This is a genomic window from Chitinophaga sp. MM2321 (assembly GCF_964033635.1).
Taxonomy (GTDB): domain Bacteria; phylum Bacteroidota; class Bacteroidia; order Chitinophagales; family Chitinophagaceae; genus Chitinophaga.
Genome location: NZ_OZ035533.1, coordinates 1984875 through 2006819 on the forward strand (window position 1 = coordinate 1984875; position 21945 = coordinate 2006819).

The window sequence follows — 21945 nt, forward strand, 5'->3', positions numbered from 1 at the left end:
AAGAATAAAGCGTCCGGGATGTGCCGGACGCTTTGTAAAAACGTTATTTAATCAACGTAATATTTCCCCTGAAGTCGAATATTTCTCCATTTTCGCACACCGTTTGCATCATATAGATATAGGTACCTATGGGCGCCTCTTTGCCTTTGCTGCGGCCATCCCAGCCTGCGGAAGGACTATTCAGCTGGAAGTGCGCATTTTCGAATACGAGTGTACCCCAACGGTCATAGATCTTTAAATAGGCGATCTCTTTCACCCCCTTTCCTTTGGGATAGCAACGCTCGTTTTGTCCATCATGATTCGGTGTAAAAGCATTGGGCATAAAAATAGCGCCCTGGTTGCAGATCACATACACCATCATATCGTCTTTGGCTTTACAGCCATATATGTTTTCTACTTCCAGTGTATATTGGGTAGTGAGATTAGGTGTTACCTGGATAACAGGACAGTAATAGCAATCCACGGAGGTAACCGGCGACCATTTCCAGCGCATCACGTCCCTGCTGGTACTGGTGGCAGTGAGGTTCAGCGGTATGCCAGCCATGATTTGCCTGTCTGGCCCCAGTTCTACGGTAGGGGCCTGGTTTACCTGTACTTGCAGGGTGGTATTATCTGAAAAGCAGTTTTCACGATCGTAACCGGTCACATTATAAGTATACCGGCCTTTGCTGGTGAGTGTGGCCTGCGTAGAGGCGTTACCGGTATTGTCAAGACCGGTGCCTTCCCACTTATAATAATCTGCTCCCCAGACGCGCAACGGTAATTTATCACCCAGGCAAATAATGGTATCCGGTGTAGCCTGAATCGTAAAGGGTTGCACGACCCGGAGCGTTATCTCGTCTGTATTGATGCAGCCATTGTTATCGGTTACTTTTACCTGGTAAGTAGTCGTTTCTTCGGGGCTTGCTTTTGGTTCCGGTAACAGTGGGTTATCCAACCCGGTTGCGGGTGTCCATTCATATTGGCTGCCACCGCCAGCGTGTAATAGGATGGTATTATGAAGACAAACAAAATCACTGGGGGCGCTAGCGTTGATTACCGGTAATGGTAATACCAGTAGGGGATGATGTGCTTCATGTGTGCAGCCGTCTTTGCTGGTAACGGTAAGGGCTATATCAAAATTACCGGTTGTAGCAAAGGAAGTAGCCGCCGGTTGTTGTTGTGTATCTGTTTGACCATTACCAAAGTCCCATTTCCAGGTAACATCCGTTGCTTTTGTAACGCTGCCGCTGAAATCGATGTTGGCATCTTTACAAACCTGATCGGAGCCAGAAATGGCGGCTAACGGTTTGGGGTATACGTTGATAGTAACTGGCACCGTTTCCTTGCAGCCATATACCGTAGTGGCGGTAAGACTAAAATCATATTTTCCTGGTTTATCCAGGTAGAAGCCGGGTGTAGCTGTGGTAATGTCTGTTGGTGCCAGTAATGGGTCAAAGGTCCATTGATAGGTGCCAGGCTTGCCCAGGTCTTCAATGGAAAAGCTGTTGAATACCGGCGCAAAGGTAAGCTGACCTTCATCGCAGATAAACGCTGGTGAAGGATTCAACTGTATGTCCAGCTGATCAATAACAATCGGGTGATCCAGCATGGCGCTGCCTTTGCAGCCGGCTGCATCTTTCATGAGCAGCCGCGGCTTATAGATACCCGGTACTTTAAATGCATGTTTGATCTGCAGTTCTTTTGTCTGCTCAATGATGCCATCCGTAAAGTCCCAGCTCAATTCCTGTGCGTCCGGTGCAATAACGGTAAATTCAATTTCTTTCTCCAGGCAACCACCTTCATCACTGGCTGTGATGGTGGCAAAGGGTCCTTTTACTTCTACGATCTCCTCAGATTCATCTTCCGTATCGGCATCACCTTTTACTTTTAAAATCACTTTATAGTGACCGGACTCGGTATAGGTATGCACGGGATTAATCTGATCGGATGTACTGCCATCACCAAAATCCCAGAAACAGGAAGCAAAATTAAGAGAGGTATTGGTGAAGCGGAACACCATGGGCGCACAGGAGCCACCATTAACAAAAGAAGAGGTATACGTGAATCCTGCGCCTACGGAGGATACCTTTAGTTGTTGCACCATTTCATCTTCGCAACCGTTATCATCTTTGATCTGTAGTTTTACCTCATACAATCCTTTATCGGGATAATTATGGGTGGTACCGTAAAAATCGGTCGCTGTATTGCCATCGCCAAAATCCCATAACATGGAAGTGATGGTGCCCCCAACCTCATTGGAGTTATCGTAAAAATAAGCATCACTACCGGGTTTTATCAGGGAATTAGCCATATAAAAATTCGCATTCGGGCCATTCACCTGTAATTGTTGTCCGGCATAACTGCTGACACAACCTTCTATATCCGTTACCGTTACAGCAGGTGTAATATAATATCCGGCTGTTTTGTAAGTGTGCTTGAAAGGTCCACTGGTAAAGGTTTGTGGAGAGGTGCCATCGCCAAAGTTCCATTCCCATTTTTTAATGCCTTTACTATAGGTAAGATCAGTGGCATCTGTAAATGCCACTTCTTTATCGCGGCATTCAATAGTGCTGGGTAAGTTAAACCCGGCTACCGGACCACGTACCGCAATGTCTATCACGTTACTGCTGTCGTAGCAACCCAGGTTGTTCTGCACCACTACCTGTATAGCCTGTTTCCCCGGTTGCAGGTTAGTATAGGTAAATTGTGTTTTCTCATACCACCAGCTTTGATTTACATTATTAGCGAGCCACGACCAGGCATAGTTACTGCTATAAATAGATGGATCATACGCCGTGACCTTTGCCGCCACGCTTTCATTGCTACATAGCGTGGTAACGTCTGATGTAATGGTAATTGGTGAAGGCGCGATCATCTGTACCTGCCTTGTTTCGGAAGTAGTACAGGCGCCGGCAGTAGTGGTAAGTGTTACTGTATAAACACCTGTTTTACTGTAGATATGTGTAATAGGATTCCCCTGGACGCTATAGGAAGTATCTTTTCCATCTCCCCAGGTCCACTTCCAGCCGGTTGCCCCTATGGAGTGTTCATCAAAGCTGAGGATGGTGCGTTGCTTACAATCCAGCGCATTTTGGCTGAAGCGGGGAAAGGGATCGATTGCGGTGATGTATGCCTTTTTAGTAACACTATTGTAACAGGTGTAATTGCCTACCGTGAGTGTTACGTCATATACGCCGGGCTCCTTATAGCTATGGGTAGGGTTGGGTGTATAGTTTTCCTGGTAAAGACCATCCCCGAAGTCCCATTGATAGGAGTCGCCAATGTCGGTTTTATTTATAAATGAAGTGGGTGTATTACCACATACTGTGGGCGCTGAAGGCGAATAAAAATCCGGTGTAGGTTTCTTATAGATATCAACGGCACTTTTGGTATTTACAGTTCCCGTACAGCCGTTGACGGTAGTGTATTTTAGTTTAACTGTATAATGACCAGCTTTCGCATACAGATGGGTGGGCGTAGCCTCAGTTGATTTTGGGGTGGCATCTCCGAAATCCCACTCATATGTTTTTATCTGATCACTGCTACTGCTGCTGGCGAAGAATGCAGGTTCCATTCCTTCACAGCCGCTTGTAACGGAAGCGTACGCGGTGATGTTTGTTTTATAGATGCCGAAGTTGGTGTTACTGGTTACAGCGCAGCCCGCGGCATTGGTAGCGGTCAGGTATACGTAGAAATAGCTCTCATAGTTATACGTATGGGAAGGGCTTTGTGCAGTGGAGCTCTGGCCATCACCAAAATCCCATTTCCAGCTGGTAGCGCCGGTGGAATTATCCTTAAAGTTTACCGTAGCAGGTACATTACAAATGGGTTGATTATCCGTACTGATATTGGCTGTTGGTGAGGCTTTTACCACCAGGTCTTTTTCCACCACATCCAGGCAGTTGCCATATTGTGCCGTGAGCTTTACTTTCAATGGCCCTGCCGCTGCCGATGAATAGTTGGCGGTATTATAGTTGGTCCATGAATTTACACCATTGAACTCCCAGGTGATGCTGGCGGGTGATGCCGGTGAAAAGGAAGCCACGTAATTGTTGTAATTATCGGTACAGATGGGAGTGGGAAAGGTGAAATCTGTTTTATAATTAGCTACATTAATATCATCTGCTATTTTGGTGGCGCTGCATTTTCGGTCATTCGTTACCGTTAGCCTGATACTATGGGTGCCTTTACTGGTAAAAGTATGTTTGCCGGGGTCTTTCACTGCGGTGGTAACGCCATCATCAAATTCCCACTTATAATTCAGGGTTCCGGGGCCGGTGCTGGTGTTGGTAAACAATACGTCTACCGGTGCTTTACATAATATCTTTTCCGTAACAGTAAAATCTGCATTAATAGCGGGTGCTACATCTACCGCTTTATCCATAACCTTGAAATTAGTACACCCGTGACTATTAGTAACCGAGAGTATGACTGTATACACGCTGGGCGTATTGTAAGTATGGCCCACGCTACTACCGCTACCGTTGGTACCATCTCCGAAATCCCAGGTAAATTCATTCAGCGTACCACTGACCGGATTGGATTTATCCGTAAAAGTAGTTTGAAGCGGAGCGCAACCAATGGCCGGCGTAACGCTGAAATCAACAACAGGTTTGGACCATACGGAGATATAGCTGGTTTTGGTTTCCGTTGAACTGGCTCCGGAGGCATCTTTCACCGTAAGGGTGACGGTATAGGTACCCGGCTTCACATAAGATGCCTTCGGATTTCGTTCAGTGGAGACAGACCCGTTACCCAGATCCCATTTCCAGGAAGTGGGATTACCGGTTGATATGTCATTGAAAGTGGTGCTGGTAAGCGGTTCGCATTCACTGGTCGAAGAAGCAGTAAAATCAGCTTTTAGCTGCGCTTTTGCTGCAAGGGATAAGAGGCAACAAAACAGCAGACTTAGTGCTAGGGCAATCAGTTTACGTTCAACAGGGATGAACAGGTACATGTGGTATATAGGTATATGCGGCCAAATTACAATATTTCGAGGATATTACTTTATTGTGTTTTAAGGAAAGATAACAGGCCTGCGGCCGAAGTAAGTTCAGTAACAAAACCTTAATTTTAAATTTCTAAAACGCAACTGCTTATGTCTCATTTGTTCAGCTCTTTACAGTTAAGAGAGGTGCTATTACGCAATCGAATTGCGGTATCACCTATGTGTGAGTATTCCTCTCATGACGGGTTTGCCAACGACTGGCACCTGGTACACCTGGGCAGTCGCGCAGTAGGAGGAGCCGCGTTGGTATTTACCGAAGCCACAGCGGTATCACCGGAAGGGCGTATCTCACCGCAGGATCTGGGTATCTGGAAAGAGGAGCATATCGCCATGCTGCAAAGGATTACGGCATTTGTAACCGCACAGGGTGCGGTGCCCGGTATTCAGCTGGCCCATGCCGGCAGGAAAGCCAGTACATTCAGACCCTGGGATGGGAATGGCAAGGTAGAGGTATCACGGGAAGAAGGTGGCTGGGAGGCCGTAGCACCCAGTGCCATCCCTTTTAATGAAGCGTATCCCATGCCGGTGGCACTCACGGCAGCGGGCATACGCAAAGTGCTGGATGATTTTAAAGCCGCTGCACAACGCGCGCTGAAAGCAGGTTTCCAGGTAGTGGAATTGCATGCTGCACACGGTTATCTCCTGCATAGTTTTTTATCTCCCCTTAGTAACCAACGTACGGATAACTATGGCGGAACTTTTGAAAACAGGATACGACTGTTGCTGGAAACAGTGGAAACCGTGCGTACGGTGTGGCCGGAAAAATACCCGTTGCTGGTAAGGCTTTCTGTAACAGATTGGGCGGATCATGGCTGGAATCCGGAAGAATCGGTGAAACTGGCCACCATATTGAAAGGAAAAGGGGTGGACCTGCTAGATTGCTCTTCGGGTGGTTTGGCTGCTCATCAACAGATAAAGGTAGGACCGTTATACCAGACACCTTTTGCGGAGAAGGTGCGCAAGGAAGCAGGTATTGCTACGGGTGCGGTGGGTATGATCACTACGCCTGCTGAAGCGGAATCAATTATAGCAGAAGGCCGCGCAGATCTTGTACTGATGGCGCGTGAGTTTTTACGGGATCCTTATTTTCCGTTGCGGGCTGCATTCGAATTAAACGCCGACGAAATGAAATGGCCGGTTCAATATGAAAGAGCAAAGCCACGGAAGTAAATTTTTGCTGTTCGTGATCTGCAAAAAAAATCACGAACAGCAAAAATATTTATCCCAGGATGGCTTCAATAGCTACCAGTTCTTCTTTGTCAAAAGCGGTATTCCGCAATGTTTCCAGGTTGTTATCCAGTTGACCTACGGAACTGGCGCCTATCAGCACGGTGGTGATCCGTTTGTCTTTCAGAAGCCATGCGAGGGCCATCTGGGCAAGCGACTGTCCTCTTTTCTGTGCTAAGGCGTGTAACTTTTTGATCTTCTCAATTTTCTCCGGTGATACTTCGTTTTCCTGTAAGAAGCCACTGGGTTTGCTGGCGCGGGAACCTGGGGGGATTCCGTTCAGATAACGATCGGTGAGGAGGCCCTGTGCGAGCGGAGAGAAAGGGATACATCCCACACCGTTAGCTTCCAGTACATCCAGCAGACCGTTTTCTACCCAACGTTCAAACATGCTGTATTTCGGCTGATGGATCAGGCAGGGGGTACCCAGTGATTGCAGAACTGCCACTGCTTCCTTTGTTTGTTCGGCGGTATAATTGGAAAGTCCTACATACAGTGCCTTGCCTTGTTGTACAATGCTGTGCAGTGCGCCCATCGTTTCTTCAATGGGGGTATCCGGATCAGGACGATGGGAATAAAATATATCCACATAATCCAGTTGCATGCGGCGCAGGCTCTGATCGAGACTGGACACCAGGTATTTACGGGAGCCTTTATCTCCATAAGGGCCGGGCCACATCAGGTAACCGGCTTTGGAAGAAATGATCAGTTCATCACGCAGGTGACCGGTGAAGTCCAGCTTCAGTACCCGGCCAAAATTTTCTTCTGCACTACCAGGTTCCGGACCATAGTTGTTTGCCAGATCAAAATGGGTAATGCCTTTGTCAAAAGCACGACGGATAATACTCCGGCCATTTTCAAAGTTATCAATGGAACCGAAGTTGTGCCATAGTCCCAGTGATATCGCCGGAAGCTGGATACCACTCTTTCCACAACGGTTATAGATCATGCTGTCATATCTGTCAGCTGCTGGTGTGTATTGCATGGAATATTAGTTTTCAGGCAAACAAGATAATAGAAAAACGCAGATGATGTACCAAAAATGTAGCGATGAAAAAGCAAAAACCCCGTTAAGTATAATACCTAACGGGGTTTTGTTTTTTATTTTCAGTTATCACTTATCCGATTTCGTCATGTTGTAATTGAGCTATCTGCGCCGGTTTCATGTCTTTCAGCTTATTCATACCTTTCATTTTAGCAGGTACCGGACGGATCTCCCATACAATGCCCAGCCAGCCTAATACTTTGATGGTGTAATAGGTAATATCTATTTCCCACCAGTAGAAGCCCTGACGTGCAGCACTCTGATAATAGTGGTGGTTGTTATGCCATCCTTCACCCAGTGTTATCAACGCCAGGATGAGACTATTGCGGGATTCATCACCGGTGTAGTAACGTTTGTTACCGATTTTATGCATCAGGGAATTGATCGTAAAGGTGCCGTGATACAGTAATACGGTACTCAGGAAAAATCCGATCAGTACAGTAGATAAACCTGCTGTCCAGTCGAACCAGCCGGCTCCGTTCACTTTATTACCTACAAAATATACTGCCACCATTAATACCAGGGCAGGAATCATGTGGTATTTATTGAGCCAGAATAATTCCTTCGCCTTATGATCCTTGATCAGGTCAAAACGGGTAGGTTTATATTCAGGGCCCATGATCCAGCCGATATGTGCATACCAGAAGCCATACACATTGGCAGAATGCGGATCTTCAGGGGTATCACTGTGTTTGTGATGGATACGGTGATTGGCTGACCACCACAGGGCGCCTTTCTGCAAACTGCTCTGTGCGCCGCCTGCCAGGATAAACTGGAAGAACCGCGACGTTTTAAAGGCACGATGCGAGAAATACCGGTGATAGCCGGCAGTCACAAAAAACATACGCACAACGTATAATACACCGCATAATATCCAGTCAAATGCTCTTGTGCCGGTAAAAAATGCCAGCAGGGGAATAGCATGTATCCCCAGAAAATCTACTTGATGCAACCAGTTTGGTGCTATTCTATCTTGCTTAATCGCCTTGTTCATCACACAATGAAAATTTCCGTATTATTTATAAATCTATGATTTGAATGATCTTTACAAAGATAGTTTCCACTTTTTGTTTAATCTATGATTTAAATCATTCCCTACAAAGTTAGGTCTTTTCCCCTTTTTTTAAGGAGATGTTATCCCGAACTTTTTGTTAAAGACGGTGTTAGGAAGATATGGATTGTCATTATTTTATAACATTAAAATAAAATTCATGTCAAAAATCCTTTCTGTTATCCGCACAAACGTAAAATACTGGTGGCTTTACCTGCTCAACGGGATTATTTTTCTCATTGCCGGCGCCGTCGTTTTTAGCAATCCCTTCAGTAGCTATATATTGCTCAGTATCTTTTTCAGTGTCACCTTATTTGTAACGGGGATCTTTGAAATTGTCTTTGCGGTGAGCAACCGCGAGGAAATGCATGGATGGGGATGGTCGCTCGCCTCCGGCATTGTGGACCTGGTAATCGGGTTTATCCTCATGATATACCCCAGTGTTACCATGGCGGTAATCCCGTTTTTCCTCGGTTTCTGGTTTATGTTCAGGGGAATCAGCCTGATCGGCTTTTCCATTCAGCTCAATACGGCTAAAATCCCTAACTGGGGTTGGGTACTCCTGGGAGGTATCCTGCTGATCATTGTTGCCGTGGTTATATTGGACAATCCTGCGCTGGGGGTGGCTACCATCCTTGGCCTGATGGCTGCCGCCTTTTGCCTGACCGGCATCCTCAGCATCATTTTTGCCTTCCGGCTGAAACACGCCAAAAAATTATTTAACCAGGTGTGAGCTGATGTAAAATGATGATACCCTGTCTCGTCCTGAAAAATGGCCCGGTGGCTTTAACCCCGGGCCTGTGATAATTTCGTATGCCCATTTCCGTTATCAAAATAAGAATGCCTGCCCGCTTTATCATCCATTACTCATAATCATTTCTTGTGTATATTTATAGCTACAACATCTAATCATACCGCACTCAGATGAAAGTCAACAGAATCTATGCGCTCGCCACATTATTACTCTGCGGCACGGCGCAACAGGGAGTATCTCAGACTGCGCCTAAATACGATCAGCACGAGGCTTTTGCGCCCTTTTTTTATCCGGATAACGGCAACGAATACCGCAGTGCAAGTGGTGCACCTGGACCAAAATACTGGCAAAATGCTGCTGATTATAAAATAGCAGTTACCCTCGATACCCTGCAGCACCGCATCAGTGGATCGGTCGTGATCACTTATAAAAATAACAGCCCCGGTCAGCTACCTTTTCTTTGGTTACAGCTGGACCAGAACGTGTTCCGGGAAGACTCCCGTGGCACTGCTACCATAGCTGTTACCGGCGACCGCTTCGCCAACCGGAACTACACCAATGGTTTTGAACTGAAAACAGTGCGCATCAGCAGTGGTGGTAAAACAGCCGCAGCTGATTACCTGGTGGATGATACCCGCATGCAGATCCGCCTGGCACAAGCCATGAAAACAGGCGCTTCTATTCAGATCACTATCGAATACGCTTATACGATCCCTGAATACGGGACAGACCGCACCAGCCGCCTGCGCACGGCCAACGGATGGATCTACGAAATAGCGCAGTGGTATCCGCGGATGGCTGTATATGATGATGTATCTGGCTGGAATAATATACCATACCTCGGTGCGGCGGAGTTTTATCTTGAATACGGCAATTTCGACTACCGCATTACCGCACCGGCCAACATGATCCTGGCAGGTTCGGGTGAACTGGTCAATGCTGCGCAGGTGCTTTCTCCGTTAGAGCAATCGAGGCTGGCAAAGGCCAGGAACAGCGACAAAACCATTATGATCCGCGACAGCACGGAGCTGAATAATAAACACGCCAATGGAAACCGTACCTGGCACTTCACCTGCAAAAACAGTCGTGATGTTGCCTGGGCTGCTTCAGCAGCATTCATATGGGATGCTGCACGCATCAACCTTCCCAACGGAAAAAAGTCACTCGCACAATCCGTCTACCCGCTGGAATGCAGTGCTGCAGATGCCTGGGGACGGTCTACTGAATTTGTAAAAGGTTGTCTCGAACACTATTCCAATCAATGGTTTCCTTATACTTACCCGGTAGCTACCAATGTTGCCGGCCTGGTAGGCGGTATGGAATATCCCGGTATTGTATTCTGTTCCTGGCGGGCTACCAGGGGTGGTTTGTGGGGTGTCACCGATCATGAATTCGGTCACAACTGGTTCCCTATGATCGTGGGTTCCAATGAACGTAAATATGCCTGGATGGATGAGGGCTTCAACACTTTCCTCAATGTCATCTCCACCGAGGCCTTTAATAAGGGCGAATTTTATTTCCCGCAAAAAGCACAGCGAATGGCGCCTATGATGTTTTCTGCCAGGGCAGAACCCATCATGAATACCCCTGATGTTATTAATCTGGGTTATAATGGTGTGGCGGCCTATTTCAAACCGGCCATGGGATTGAATTTGCTCCGCGACCAGATCCTGGGGCGTGCGCGTTTTGATTATGCCCTTCGTGAATATATTCAACGCTGGGCGTTTAAACACCCTACACCATGGGATTTTTTCCGCACAATAGAAAATGCAGCGGGAGAAGACCTGGGCTGGTTCTGGCGCGGATGGTTTATGTACAACTGGAAACTGGATCAGGGCATAAAAAATGTGGCATACGTGAAGAATGATCCTGCACAAGGGGCACTCATTACCATTGAGAACCTGGAACAGCTACCCATGCCTGTGGTGATCGGCATCAAAGAAGAAAACGGTAAAACAGATACGTTACGGCTACCGGTGGAAGTATGGCAGCGCGGCGCTACCTGGGTTGTCCGTTATCCTTCCAAAGTGAAGCTGGCCAGCGTAGTCATTGATCCGGAAGGCGTATTCCCGGATATCAATCCATCCAATAATACCTGGAAAGCCGACCCGGGAAAACCGGTTCCCGCAGGTACTACGGCCACGGATATACTAAACCATTACATACAGGCTATTGGCGGTGCCGATAAGCTGAAAGGCGTAAAGGATTATATCCTGGAAGGAGAAGGCGATACGCAGGGTACACAGGTAACATTAAAAACAACTTACAAACAACCGGGCAAAGTATGGCAGGAAGTATTCATTCCTGTTATCAATGCAGTATCGCGTAAACTGGTGATCAACGGAGATTCCGTGAAAATCTGGAAGATGGGAAAGGAAGTACCGCTTACCGCTGCTGAAAAAGGGATATGGAAAGAAAAGAACCTGCTGTTTGCAGAAACTTATTTCCTGGCTTCCCCGGATAATGCAAAGCTGGAGCTGTCACCGGTAACAGATTATGTCAATGACAGGGAAGTGTATGTTGTAACGGTGGCCTTGCCCAATGGTATGCTGTATAAAAACTACTATGACACAAAGACCGGGTTGAAGTTGCGATCCATTACACTGGAGGGGCAGGAAGGGACGACGGACAGTAATGTGGTAACGGATTATAGCGACTACCGCGATGTAAGCGGCATACAGGTACCCTTTAAATATAAGGCTACCGCCGGTGGTTTTGAAACAAATATGAAGATGACAAAAGTTGTTGTGAATAGCGGAGTAGGAGATGAACTGTTTAGATTATAATCCCTCTTTAGTACCTTACATCCATGAAACAACTCCGGCCACTTATGTTTGCTGGCACCGCCTCTGATGTAGGTAAAAGCGTGATCACCGCCGGGTTTTGCCGGATACTTAAACAAGATGGTTATTCGCCTGCTCCCTTCAAGGCGCAGAATATGTCACTCAATAGCTACGCTACCCCCGATGGCCTGGAGATAGGCCGTGCGCAGGCCGTTCAGGCGGAAGCCGCGGGCGTGCCCTGTCATACCGATATGAACCCGGTACTCCTGAAACCTACCAACGATCAAAGTGCCCAGCTGGTGTTGCATGGTAAACCTGCCGGTAATCAGTCAGCCTGGGAATATTTTATGCAGGACGACAAGCACCTGTTGTTTGAAGAAGTGAAAGGGGCATTCAATCGCTTGTCTGCCCGGTATAACCCCATCGTGATGGAAGGCGCCGGCAGTATTTCAGAACTGAATCTCCGCCACCGCGACATCACTAATATGCGGATAGCACTACATGCAGGAGCGGCGGTATACCTCATTGCGGATATCGACCGGGGTGGCATCTTCGGTAGTGTTTACGGTACCATCGCACTGTTGCCGCCGGAAGAAAAAGCATTGATAAAAGGGATCATCATCAATAAATTCAGGGGCGACATCCGGCTGTTTGACGATGGGCGTAAACAGCTGGAATCCCTTACCGGCGTACCCGTTACAGGTGTGCTGCCTTACTACCAGGATATTCATATTGAAGAAGAAGATTCCCTGGGTCTATCGATCAGACATAAAAAACTAAGCACCGGAAAAGTAAATATTGCGGTAGTATTACTGCGCCACATGTCTAATTTTACAGACTTTAATGTGTTGGAGAAAGATGAGCGCGTAAATATTTTTTATACAGATAACCCCGCCGATATTGCTGCCGCAGATATCATTATTCTGCCCGGCAGCAAACATACGATTGCTGACCTGGTAGCTATCAAAAATAACGGAACCGCCCGTGCTATAACGGAGGCGCATAAACGAAATAAAGTAGTGATCGGTATTTGCGGTGGTTATCAGATGATGGGAACGCAGGTGGCTGATCCATATGGGGTGGAGGGGGAAACCGCCAGCATACCGGGCCTCGGCATCCTCCCGGTGACAACGGTGCTGACAAAGGAAAAGGTTACGCAGCAACGCAGCTTTCATTACCGCAACGGGGAAAAGTTATGCGAAGGCTACGAAATTCATATGGGCGACACCGTTAGTGAGCATCCCTCTCCGCTTAATCACCTGCACAACGGTATGCCGGATGGTTATTTCCTCAGCGGCAAATGCTGGGGCACCTACCTGCATGGTATCCTGGATAATGATGTGGTGATCAATGACCTGCTGACGCAATGTGGTAAAGTGATGGCCGTAAAGGATTTCGACTACCGCCGTTTCAAAGATCAGCAATATGATAAACTGGCAGCACATATCCGTGAACATCTGGATATAAAAGCTGTTTATAAGACATTGGAGTTATAAAAAAACAACGGTATGATACAAGGACACGGAGATGATGGCTACCTGTTTAATCGCCCTATAGTAGCTGATTTTAGCTCTAACGTCTGGTACGGCGGGCTACAGGAAGGGCTGAAGCAGCACCTCGCCGCCAGGATAGGCGACATCAATCACTATCCCGATGCGGGCGCGATAAAACTACAAGCCATGCTGGAAAAGCAGGCAAAACTGTCGCCGGGCACGGTAATGGTTACCAATGGCGGCACAGAAGCCATTTATCTTGTGGCGCAGGCTTTTAGCCTGGCTGCTACTACCATTGTGGTGCCCACTTTTGCGGAGTATGAGGACGCCTGCAAGCTACACCGCCACCAGGTGCAATACCTGCTGTGGGATAAGCTCACGGCAGATACACACTTCGCTACGGATCTCGTATTTCTCTGCAATCCTAATAACCCTACCGGTCAGGCGCTGGATGAACATGCTTTACGCCAGCTGATTGCACACAACCGGCACACCATTTTTGTGGTGGATGAAGCATATATTCAGTTTACCCGGAATGCCGGCAGCCTCCTGCCTCATCTGCACCACCTGCCCAATGTGCTGGTGCTGCGCTCTCTTACCAAAACCTGTTGCATCCCGGGCTTGCGGCTCGGTTACCTGGTAGGGCAACAGCCATTGCTGGAGCGGGTGCGCACGGGTAAAATGCCCTGGTCTGTCAATAGTCTGGCGCTCGAAGCTGGCTATTATATCCTGGAGCATCCTGCTGAATTTGAGCTGCCCCTGGATTCGCTTTTGGCAGATACTTATCTTTTGTGGGAAGCCATCAGGAAGATGGCAGAGTTCAAGGTTTATCCCACGAACACACATTTTATACTGTTTGAAACATTAACGGGTACCGCTGCCGGACTTAAAGCCTGGTTGGTGGAGCATTACGGGGTTCTGATCCGCGATGCGTCCAATTTCTATGGATTGGAACAAGGCCACTGCCGGGTGGCCTGCCGGAATGCAACTGATAACAGTTTACTCATCTCTGCCCTGCGAAAATGGAGCCTGATTTAAAATTCGTACTGCCGTTACTGTTAGGCTATGCAGCTGATCTGCTGCTGGGAGATCCCCGCAGCTGGCCGCATCCTGTAAAATTATTCGGCCGCCTGATCCGCTATGGTACCCGGTGGCTCAATACAGGAACCGGCCGTTTCATGAAAGGCGCTATCCTCACTATCGTATTATGTATAGTGGTATACAGCTTCTTTTATTGGGTACAGCGGTGGTTATGGTCATGGCCCTGGGCATACTATGTTTTCAGTACCATCTTCGTTTTCTTTGCGCTTGCCAATAAAAGCCTGTTACAGGAAGGGCAGGAGGTATTTGATGTGCTCCACCAGGAGGGCGTGGAAGCTGGACGCAAACGTCTTTCCTGGATCGTTGGCCGCGATACCTCCAGCCTGTCGCCAGACCAGATCCGCATAGCAGTGATGGAGTCCATGTCGGAAAACCTCAGCGATGGCGTCATTGCACCACTCTTCTTTTATGCACTCGCGGGGTTGCCTGGTATGATGTGTTATAAAATGATCAACACCCTGGATTCCATGATAGGCTATAAAAATGCGGACTACCTTTATTTCGGCCGCTTCGCTGCCCGTCTTGATGATGTGGCCAACTTCTTTCCGGCACGTATTACGGCCTTGCTCATGATCCTGGTATCGGGGAGCCGCCGCGCATGCAGGTATGTCTGGAAGTACGGCAGCGCACATGCCAGTCCGAACGCCGGCTACCCCGAAGCCGCCATGGCAGGTATCCTCCATTGCCGCTTCGGAGGCCCTAACACTTACCACGGCCAAGTAGTGGAGAAGCCTTACATCGGGGAGCATCCACGCCCTATTGCCCATGAAGAATTTGCCACCGTGAGATACATCAATCATGGCGTAACATTGATCATGATGCTGGCAGTGGCTTTTTTGATGTGGAAATATTAAATTGTGGCTACCCGCCCTTCGTTGTGCCGGGTAAAAGGAAAACTTCCTATCTTTCCTGTCCGTTTACAAATGGGCGTTTTTCTCATCATCGCTCACCGGTTTTTCATGTAACATCAGCCACGCCATACTGCCGCAGGCAGGCGTGTAAAAGTTAATTCCAGCATGGACCAACAGTTAAAAAAAATCAGCATTTTAGGTTGCGGGTGGCTGGGCAAGCCACTGGCGCTGCACTTCTTACAGGAAGGCTACCCTGTAAAAGGTGCGAGGACCTCCGTTGAAGGGGTTCGCGAACTGGAAGCAGCCGGCATTGATGGTTATGTAGTATCATTGAGCGAAACGCAGCTTGACGCGCCCGAAGCGTTCTGGGACGCCGATATACTGATCGTCAATATCCCCCCGCGTATCCACCGGGGCGTGGAGGCGCATGTGGCGGAAATAACACTGCTGCGGGATAAACTGCAAACCACCCGCATCCGCCGCGTACTGTTTGTGAGTTCTACCTCCGTATATGCAGACATCAATGACCTGGTCACTGAAACCAATGACGTGGTGCCTGATACCCCCAACGGACAGGCGCTTCGTTTGGCGGAACAAGTGCTGCTCCGGGCTACCGGGTTCCGGACAACCGTATTGCGCTTCGGCGGACTGATAGGTTACGACCGGATACCGAATTCCTTGAGCCGCATCAGTCGCAGGCAGCTGAATGATGTGCCGATGAACGTCATCCACCGGGATGATTGCATTGGTGTGATCAGCCGGGTAATAGAAAAAGATGTATGGGGAGAAATTTTTAACGCCTGTGCCGGTGGTCATCCGCTCCGGATGAATTATTATAAGGCGGCGGCAGCAGCTTTCAACCTGGAGATACCCAGAAAAATACAACCCTGGGATTTACCTTATAAAATCGTAACTTCTTCGAAGCTAAAAAAGATGCTGGAATACAATTTTGTTCTTGATGATCCCCTGGCGGTTTTTAATACGGTAGAAAAGTAAAAGGAATATACCAGGCGGTAAAAATGGATGGCCCGCCGTTTGCAGTTATTTACAAAAAAAAAGAGTGTATGAATGCGTTTATGATCAATACCGCGGGTGGTCGTTTTTATATCAGACCCGATTCCGCCGAACGTTTTACCGTAGATGTGAATGGGGAAGAGGTGGTGATGGAAAAAGATGATGACGGATACGTTCGTGCACCAGGTGCAACCGGGGCCGGCCATCGGTTAAACATGGGGTTACTTAATATGATTGCGGACGAAATTTATGTCCACACTGCTTAAAAATTCCCCGGATTGGGGTTTAGTGATGTGCTGTAAAAGCAGCCAGGTATTTATCTATGTAGTCTTCTTTGGTTTTGGATTTATATTGCATGACAAACCGCGGATGTTCCAACGGAACTACTTCCTTAAAAAATTTCTCCCTGGCATTCAATGCCTGAAAAAAGACCGCATTTTTTCCCGTACCCATCAGATAACAAACTTCCCGGCTAATATTCCATTTCAGTTGCTGCCGTAAACTGGCAATGATAAATTTATCTGCTGCTTTGATAAGCGCAGCACTATCGTAATAATTATAGTTAACTTCTTTTCCACCTGCTTTTAAGGCAGTAAAGCCAAGGGGACAAACAGAACCGATGTAGAACTGTTTATAGAATTTTTTCAATCCGCCGTAGGCGTCTATCACATCATATATAAAAACAGAAGAAGGTTCATGTGTTTTGAAGCCGGGTATATCAATACCACATTTTTCCGCCATCCTTTTGGTGTCTGTGAATGGAACACCTGTAGCGCCGGCGCCAAGCCTGCCGGGATTAATACCCAGTATCAGTTGCCGCGGCTGTTTATCATCATAAAATTTTTTATAGAATTGTTGCATGATGGGTACTATTTCCGGATTTTCACGGAAAGGGTTCATCATCCTGATACCAGCAGGAAGTACGCCTTCAAAATGGAGGCCCAGGTTAAACTGTATAATCTGATCGGCGAAAGTCATCCTGTAATTTAATACATTCAGCTTTAAATCAGCAAGCCATAGGCGCTGATCTTACTGAGGATGTCTTCTTCCCGGTAAGGTTTCATGATGTAATCGTTCAGGCCACAGCGCATGTACAGGGCGATATCGTCTTCCAGTACATTGCCTGTAATGGCGATGATGGTTACATTGGCTTTCTTTTTATCAGGCAGTTCCCTGATAGCGGCTGTAAGGGCAATACCATCCATACCGGGGAGGTCAATGTCAGTCAGGATCATGTCAAATGATTCCTGCATATACAGTTCCAGTGCTTCTTCTGCGCTGCCGGTAATAACGTGGTTGGCTTGCAGCCTGCCCAGGAGCAGCGCGAGTAATTTCTGATTCAGTACACTGTCTTCTACAACCAGCAATCTCACGCCTGGAGGTGCTACAGCTGTTTTGGGAGTATTCACGGGCATTGTAATTTTAATAGTACCCGGAGATGGCGTCACCGCCTGGTACCTGATTTCAAAATAGAAAGAGGATCCTTTACCTGCCACACTTTTTACTTCGATCGTACCATCATGTAGATCAATGATTTTTTTGGAGATGTGTAAACCCAGTCCACTACCTTTGGTGAGTCCATTATGACCCTGGGAAAAGGCTTCAAATAAAGACGACTGGTCTTCATCTTTGATGCCTATACCGGTATCTTTTACGGTTATCTGTAATAAGCTGCCATCGCGCAATTGCGCGGTAACGCTTACTTCGCCTTTGTTGGTGTATTTGATGGCATTTGCTACAAGGTTGGTGATCACCTGTTTCAGGCGGAACACATCGCCTATCACCTGCTGACCGGTAGGGAAGTAAATATGTGTAGTTAACAGGAGCGATTTCATTTCCGCCTGTATCTGTAAACTGTTACACACTTCTTCAATAGCAGTACGGGGAGAGAATTTTTCTTGCCGTAGTTCCGGTTTTTTTGTCTCCATCTGCGTGTAGTCGAGTACGTTATTTACGACAGAGAGCAATACTTCTGCTGAATTTCGTATAGCCGATACCGTTTCCCCCGGTTTTTCCCTTTCCAGGTTGGTGGCATAGCCGAGCAAAGAGTGAATAGGGGTACGTATTTCATGGCTCATGGTAGACACAAACTCACTTTTCTGCCGGGCAAATTTTTCTGCCTGTTGCTTGGCACGCAGCAATGCCAGGTCGTAACGGTACAAACGTGCGATCCCATAAATAATAATGGCGGCCAGCAGCAGGATCAACGGGATCTCCCAGTAACTGTGCTTGTCGATACTATATAAGGAGTGATTAATGTCCTGGCTAAGGCGCAGACGTTTTTTGTCAGCTTCCTCCACTACATTCTGTTTCAGGGTGGTCAGCAATCGTTGCAATTCGGTAAACAACCGCTGGTTAGCCATTACCAGCGCATATTCTTTGCGGTTCAGGTTAGCATGACTACCCGCCGCTTCCCGCATAAATTGCTGATAAGTATCCCGGAGCTGTTTCAGCGCCGCTTCATTGTAAGCAACACCACTGCTGCTGGTGTCGATATGACGTTTTACCAGCCGTACCTGTTGCTGGGTATGTTGCACACTGACCTTATTGGAAATTGCTTCTTTGAGCCTTCCGAATAATTTCTTCTTGCCCTGACTGGTACCGGAGGTTGAGGTAATGATCGTATCTACTTCCTGTTGCTGTGGTATCTTTATTGCTTTCAGCTGTTGCAACGCTGGTGGCGCTGCGGCAGTATCCCACGACTGTGATAAAAGCAGGAGAGAATCTACATACAGCTTGCCCCGCAGGAAAACCGCTGTTTTCTCTTCCTTGTCGGCCAGCAGGCCTTGCATTTGTTGTTCAGCGGCTGTAGCGCCTATAGCAGTATCAAGATGTGCGTTAATTTCCTGTAAGTCGTTTATATAGGTATGTAAGTGCGTAGGGTTGTAAGTGAGTGTATATAAACGGAAATTATTGTCTGCTGCATACAACAGTTGCACTGCCTGATCAATATGCCCTGCATCCGTTTTTGTAGCAACCAGGCTTTTTACCACTACGCCCAGCTGATCAGATGCCCGCTTGCGGAGAACAATGATCATGAAAAAGGTAACCAGTATGATTACCATCAGGATGAGTATAGCGAAACGTAAAAAGCTTTTTCTTTCGTGGGTATTATACATTGTTGGGTTATTGGCAGTTACGGTTTACGCCGCATTGGCGGGCCAAAAATAAGTGATTTTAATCTTTACAGCTAATGCTATATTTATGACTAAATGTTTTATAGGTATATAATTTTTAATAACTTAGATATACATATTATTTATTAATGTATTGTTTTTTATTTTAAATCAAAGATAGAACTAAATCTTATTAAAAGGTAATCCGTACTTTGTATGGCGTAACGTTTTTTTACCAATGGCAAGTATAAAAAAGTACCTGGTTGTACTATTTTTTCTGATCGCTTTCTTACCGGCTGCTAAAAGTCAGTATGCCTACCCGGATCCCGGCTATCATTTTCTTACGGGGAAAGATTATATCCAGGATAGAAATTTCTACCTGTTTACTTTATTTGAAAAGATGCCTGCCATTGCCCGGATAATGGCCGGGGATACCACTATGCAACGTATCGGAAAAACATACGTACAGCGTGTGCCCCATTCCGTTAGTCTCAATATCACAGCTATAACAGATCCGTTTTTATTTACAGGAGAGGTGATCAGCCGCATCGGCAACACACTGCCTGATTTATTGACCCGGTATCCGGCGGAAATGGAAGGACTGGTGAAAGCCATGCGCAGCAGCGGCTTGTTTCAATTGTACGCAGCGATGCCCGATACCGCATTACTTGCCCGTGCCTGGAAGGATGCGGCGCAAGGAGTAAACTATATCATTAACGCCTATACGACCAATAAAGGATTCCGTTATGCAGCCATTGATTCCGCTGTATATGATGTGTCATCCCCGGCCTATAAAATAAAAGTGACGCAGGCGTTGAAAGATGACGGTAATAGCAACAGGCGCCTCTTTTTCAGGCCCTCCCTCGATCTTGCACTGGCCTTGCTGCGCCTGAACAAACGTGATGAATGCGCGCGCTATGAGCCGCTGTCGGATACTAACAGCGAGGCTTACACGCAATTGAAAAAAACTGACTGGGATAAATATACCTTTTCCGCCCTGCTGATCCTGGGTGCGGGCCCCGGCAATACAGACGCTATCAGCGATGCCGGTAAGAACCGCTGCCGCATAGGGGCAGACCTGTTCCGTAAAGGTCTTGCTCCCTGCATCATCGTTTCCGGCGGACATGTACATCCCATCGGCACCCCGTTTTCTGAAGCAGTGGAAATGAAGAAGTACCTGGTGAATGAACTGAAGATCCCCGCAGCCGCTGTGATCCTGGAGCCTTATGCCCGGCATACCACTACCAATATCCGCAACGCGGTGCGCATTGCCTGGCGCAATGGCTTCCCCATGAATAAAAAAATGTGCTGTGTGTCCGATCCCTTTCACCTGAGCTATGTGAGCGGAAGTATCTTCAACCTGCGTTGTATGCAGGAGCTGAGCTACCTGCCGGCCACGGAAATAAAACAGGCCGATCTGTATTTCCTCTCTTTTATACCGGATCTGAAATCTTTACAGGCCGATGCCCGGGATCCATTGGACCCCTGATAAAATATTTTCGGGTTTTATACGTCTTATATAAAAATTAATATTCCAACAGCATCTAAAAACACTCAATATTTTAACCATGTCAAACGAATCTATTCAGCCTTTATATACCATCCTGGGGGCAGGTGGTATCATTGCCAATGAGCTGTGCCTGGAATTGACGAAGAACGGGAAACAGGTCCGCCTCGTAGGCCGCTCTCCCAAAACATTTGCAGGCATCACCAACCTGGTAACCGCCGACCTTACCGATTACGCACAAACGAAGCAGGCAGTAAATGGCTCCGCCATCGTTTTCCTGACCGCAGGTCTTAAATATGACAGGAAACTATGGGCTACTGCATGGCCTAAGATCATGACCAATGTGATTAATGCCTGTAAGGAAGCCGGCGCTAAACTCATCTTCTTCGATAACGTATATTCCTACGGGTTAGTAGACGGCCCTATGAAAGAAGATACCACGTATCATCCTTCCAGCCATAAAGGGGAGGTTCGCGCGGCTATTGCCACCCAATTAATGGATGAAGTGAAGGCGGGTAATATGACTGCTTCCATAGCACGTGCAGCCGATTTCTACGGCCCCGGCGCAGATAAAACCGGTTTCCTCAACCTCCTGATTATCGACCGGTTTAAGAAAAACAGCTCCGCGATGTGGCTGGGAAAAGATAATGTAACCCATAGTTATACTTTTACGCCCGATGCCGGCAAGGGACTATACCTGCTTTCCCAGGACGCGCAATCATGGAACCAGATCTGGCACCTGCCTACCACCAATCCCGCTCCCAATGGTAAAACTTATGTGGAGCTGATTGCGGGGCAAATGGGCATTAAGCCCCGGTACATGAAGCTGGGCAGTTTTATGATCGGCCTGTCCGGATTGTTTGATACCACCATAGGGGAATTAGGGGAGATGCTGTACCAGAACAATCATCCCTATATTTTTGACTCCTCCAAATTTGAAAATTATTATCAATTCAAACCAACATCTTACGAAGAAGGCATACGTTTAACATTGGCTAAACAATAGTCTACTG

15 protein-coding genes are annotated in these 21945 nt (G+C 47.3%); 10 read left to right on the top strand and 5 right to left on the bottom strand.

What is annotated here, in order from left to right; genetic code table 11:
- Window positions 1-43 precede the first annotated feature (43 nt).
- Complete coding sequence (locus tag ABQ275_RS07705; protein WP_349317702.1) at window positions 44-4939, bottom strand: PKD domain-containing protein; 4896 nt, start codon at window positions 4937-4939, stop codon at window positions 44-46.
- A 141-nt stretch (window positions 4940-5080) separates the two neighbouring features.
- Between ABQ275_RS07705 and ABQ275_RS07710 the strand changes: the two genes are divergently transcribed.
- Window positions 5081-6160, top strand: a complete 1080-nt coding sequence (locus ABQ275_RS07710) for an NADH:flavin oxidoreductase/NADH oxidase (RefSeq protein ID WP_349317703.1) — start codon at window positions 5081-5083, stop codon at window positions 6158-6160.
- Between the two features lie 49 nt (window positions 6161-6209).
- Here ABQ275_RS07710 and mgrA read toward each other — a convergent pair whose 3' ends face one another.
- Both mgrA and ABQ275_RS07720 read right to left on the bottom strand, forming a co-directional pair.
- The gene (mgrA, locus tag ABQ275_RS07715) at window positions 6210-7202 is read right to left on the bottom strand and encodes an L-glyceraldehyde 3-phosphate reductase (protein ID WP_349317704.1); all 993 of its coding nucleotides are present in this window, start codon (window positions 7200-7202) and stop codon (window positions 6210-6212) included.
- 133 nt (window positions 7203-7335) lie between these two features.
- Window positions 7336-8256, bottom strand: coding sequence for an acyl-CoA desaturase (locus ABQ275_RS07720; RefSeq protein ID WP_349317705.1), 921 nt, complete (start codon window positions 8254-8256; stop codon window positions 7336-7338).
- A 217-nt stretch (window positions 8257-8473) separates the two neighbouring features.
- On the opposite strand from ABQ275_RS07720, the gene ABQ275_RS07725 reads away from it, so the two are divergent.
- The 7 genes from ABQ275_RS07725 (at window position 8474) to ABQ275_RS07755 (ending at window position 16575) form a co-directional block, all read left to right on the top strand.
- The gene (locus ABQ275_RS07725; protein ID WP_349317706.1) at window positions 8474-9046 is read left to right on the top strand and encodes an HdeD family acid-resistance protein; all 573 of its coding nucleotides are present in this window, start codon (window positions 8474-8476) and stop codon (window positions 9044-9046) included.
- Window positions 9047-9237: 191 nt separating this feature from the next.
- Entirely contained in the window at window positions 9238-11853 is a 2616-nt protein-coding gene (locus ABQ275_RS07730) for a M1 family metallopeptidase (RefSeq protein ID WP_349317707.1), read from the top strand.
- A gap of 44 nt (window positions 11854-11897) precedes the next feature.
- Complete coding sequence (locus ABQ275_RS07735) at window positions 11898-13346, top strand: cobyric acid synthase (RefSeq protein ID WP_349317708.1); 1449 nt, start codon at window positions 11898-11900, stop codon at window positions 13344-13346.
- A gap of 12 nt (window positions 13347-13358) precedes the next feature.
- Window positions 13359-14381 carry an aminotransferase class I/II-fold pyridoxal phosphate-dependent enzyme gene (locus ABQ275_RS07740; protein ID WP_349317709.1) on the top strand — a complete coding sequence of 341 codons (1023 nt, stop codon included), beginning with the start codon at window positions 13359-13361 and terminating at the stop codon, window positions 14379-14381.
- A complete protein-coding gene (cbiB, locus tag ABQ275_RS07745; RefSeq protein WP_349317710.1) occupies window positions 14366-15298 on the top strand; it encodes an adenosylcobinamide-phosphate synthase CbiB in 933 nt (310 codons plus the stop codon). Before ABQ275_RS07740 ends, cbiB begins: the two co-directional genes overlap by 16 nt.
- Window positions 15299-15460: 162 nt before the next feature.
- Window positions 15461-16291, top strand: a complete 831-nt coding sequence (locus ABQ275_RS07750; RefSeq protein WP_349317711.1) for an NAD(P)-binding domain-containing protein — start codon at window positions 15461-15463, stop codon at window positions 16289-16291.
- Window positions 16292-16359: 68 nt separating this feature from the next.
- Window positions 16360-16575 carry a hypothetical protein gene (locus tag ABQ275_RS07755; protein WP_349317712.1) on the top strand — a complete coding sequence of 72 codons (216 nt, stop codon included), beginning with the start codon at window positions 16360-16362 and terminating at the stop codon, window positions 16573-16575.
- Window positions 16576-16594: 19 nt separating this feature from the next.
- On the opposite strand, the gene ABQ275_RS07760 is transcribed toward ABQ275_RS07755, so the two are convergent.
- Both ABQ275_RS07760 and ABQ275_RS07765 read right to left on the bottom strand, forming a co-directional pair.
- Window positions 16595-17287, bottom strand: a complete 693-nt coding sequence (locus tag ABQ275_RS07760) for a uracil-DNA glycosylase family protein (RefSeq protein ID WP_349317713.1) — start codon at window positions 17285-17287, stop codon at window positions 16595-16597.
- A gap of 23 nt (window positions 17288-17310) precedes the next feature.
- Window positions 17311-19428: an ATP-binding protein gene (locus ABQ275_RS07765; protein WP_349317714.1), complete on the bottom strand. Its 2118-nt coding sequence runs from the start codon at window positions 19426-19428 to the stop codon at window positions 17311-17313.
- Between the two features lie 235 nt (window positions 19429-19663).
- Between ABQ275_RS07765 and ABQ275_RS07770 the strand changes: the two genes are divergently transcribed.
- Window positions 19664-20914, top strand: coding sequence for a YdcF family protein (locus tag ABQ275_RS07770; protein WP_349317715.1), 1251 nt, complete (start codon window positions 19664-19666; stop codon window positions 20912-20914).
- Between the two features lie 79 nt (window positions 20915-20993).
- Window positions 20994-21938: an NAD-dependent epimerase/dehydratase family protein gene (locus tag ABQ275_RS07775; protein ID WP_349317716.1), complete on the top strand. Its 945-nt coding sequence runs from the start codon at window positions 20994-20996 to the stop codon at window positions 21936-21938.
- Window positions 21939-21945 lie beyond the last annotated feature (7 nt).

Coding starts and splice junctions, on each gene's coding strand:
- ABQ275_RS07720 (WP_349317705.1), bottom strand. CDS start 8,256: ATGAACAAGGCGATTAAGCAAGATAGAATAGCACCAAACTGGTTGCAT.
- mgrA (WP_349317704.1), bottom strand. CDS start 7,202: ATGCAATACACACCAGCAGCTGACAGATATGACAGCATGATCTATAAC.
- ABQ275_RS07725 (WP_349317706.1), top strand. CDS start 8,474: ATGTCAAAAATCCTTTCTGTTATCCGCACAAACGTAAAATACTGGTGG.
- ABQ275_RS07750 (WP_349317711.1), top strand. CDS start 15,461: ATGGACCAACAGTTAAAAAAAATCAGCATTTTAGGTTGCGGGTGGCTG.
- ABQ275_RS07705 (WP_349317702.1), bottom strand. CDS start 4,939: ATGTACCTGTTCATCCCTGTTGAACGTAAACTGATTGCCCTAGCACTA.
- cbiB (WP_349317710.1), top strand. CDS start 14,366: ATGGAGCCTGATTTAAAATTCGTACTGCCGTTACTGTTAGGCTATGCA.
- ABQ275_RS07710 (WP_349317703.1), top strand. CDS start 5,081: ATGTCTCATTTGTTCAGCTCTTTACAGTTAAGAGAGGTGCTATTACGC.
- ABQ275_RS07760 (WP_349317713.1), bottom strand. CDS start 17,287: ATGACTTTCGCCGATCAGATTATACAGTTTAACCTGGGCCTCCATTTT.
- ABQ275_RS07775 (WP_349317716.1), top strand. CDS start 20,994: ATGTCAAACGAATCTATTCAGCCTTTATATACCATCCTGGGGGCAGGT.
- ABQ275_RS07740 (WP_349317709.1), top strand. CDS start 13,359: ATGATACAAGGACACGGAGATGATGGCTACCTGTTTAATCGCCCTATA.
- ABQ275_RS07765 (WP_349317714.1), bottom strand. CDS start 19,428: ATGTATAATACCCACGAAAGAAAAAGCTTTTTACGTTTCGCTATACTC.
- ABQ275_RS07735 (WP_349317708.1), top strand. CDS start 11,898: ATGTTTGCTGGCACCGCCTCTGATGTAGGTAAAAGCGTGATCACCGCC.
- ABQ275_RS07755 (WP_349317712.1), top strand. CDS start 16,360: ATGAATGCGTTTATGATCAATACCGCGGGTGGTCGTTTTTATATCAGA.
- ABQ275_RS07770 (WP_349317715.1), top strand. CDS start 19,664: ATGGCAAGTATAAAAAAGTACCTGGTTGTACTATTTTTTCTGATCGCT.
- ABQ275_RS07730 (WP_349317707.1), top strand. CDS start 9,238: ATGAAAGTCAACAGAATCTATGCGCTCGCCACATTATTACTCTGCGGC.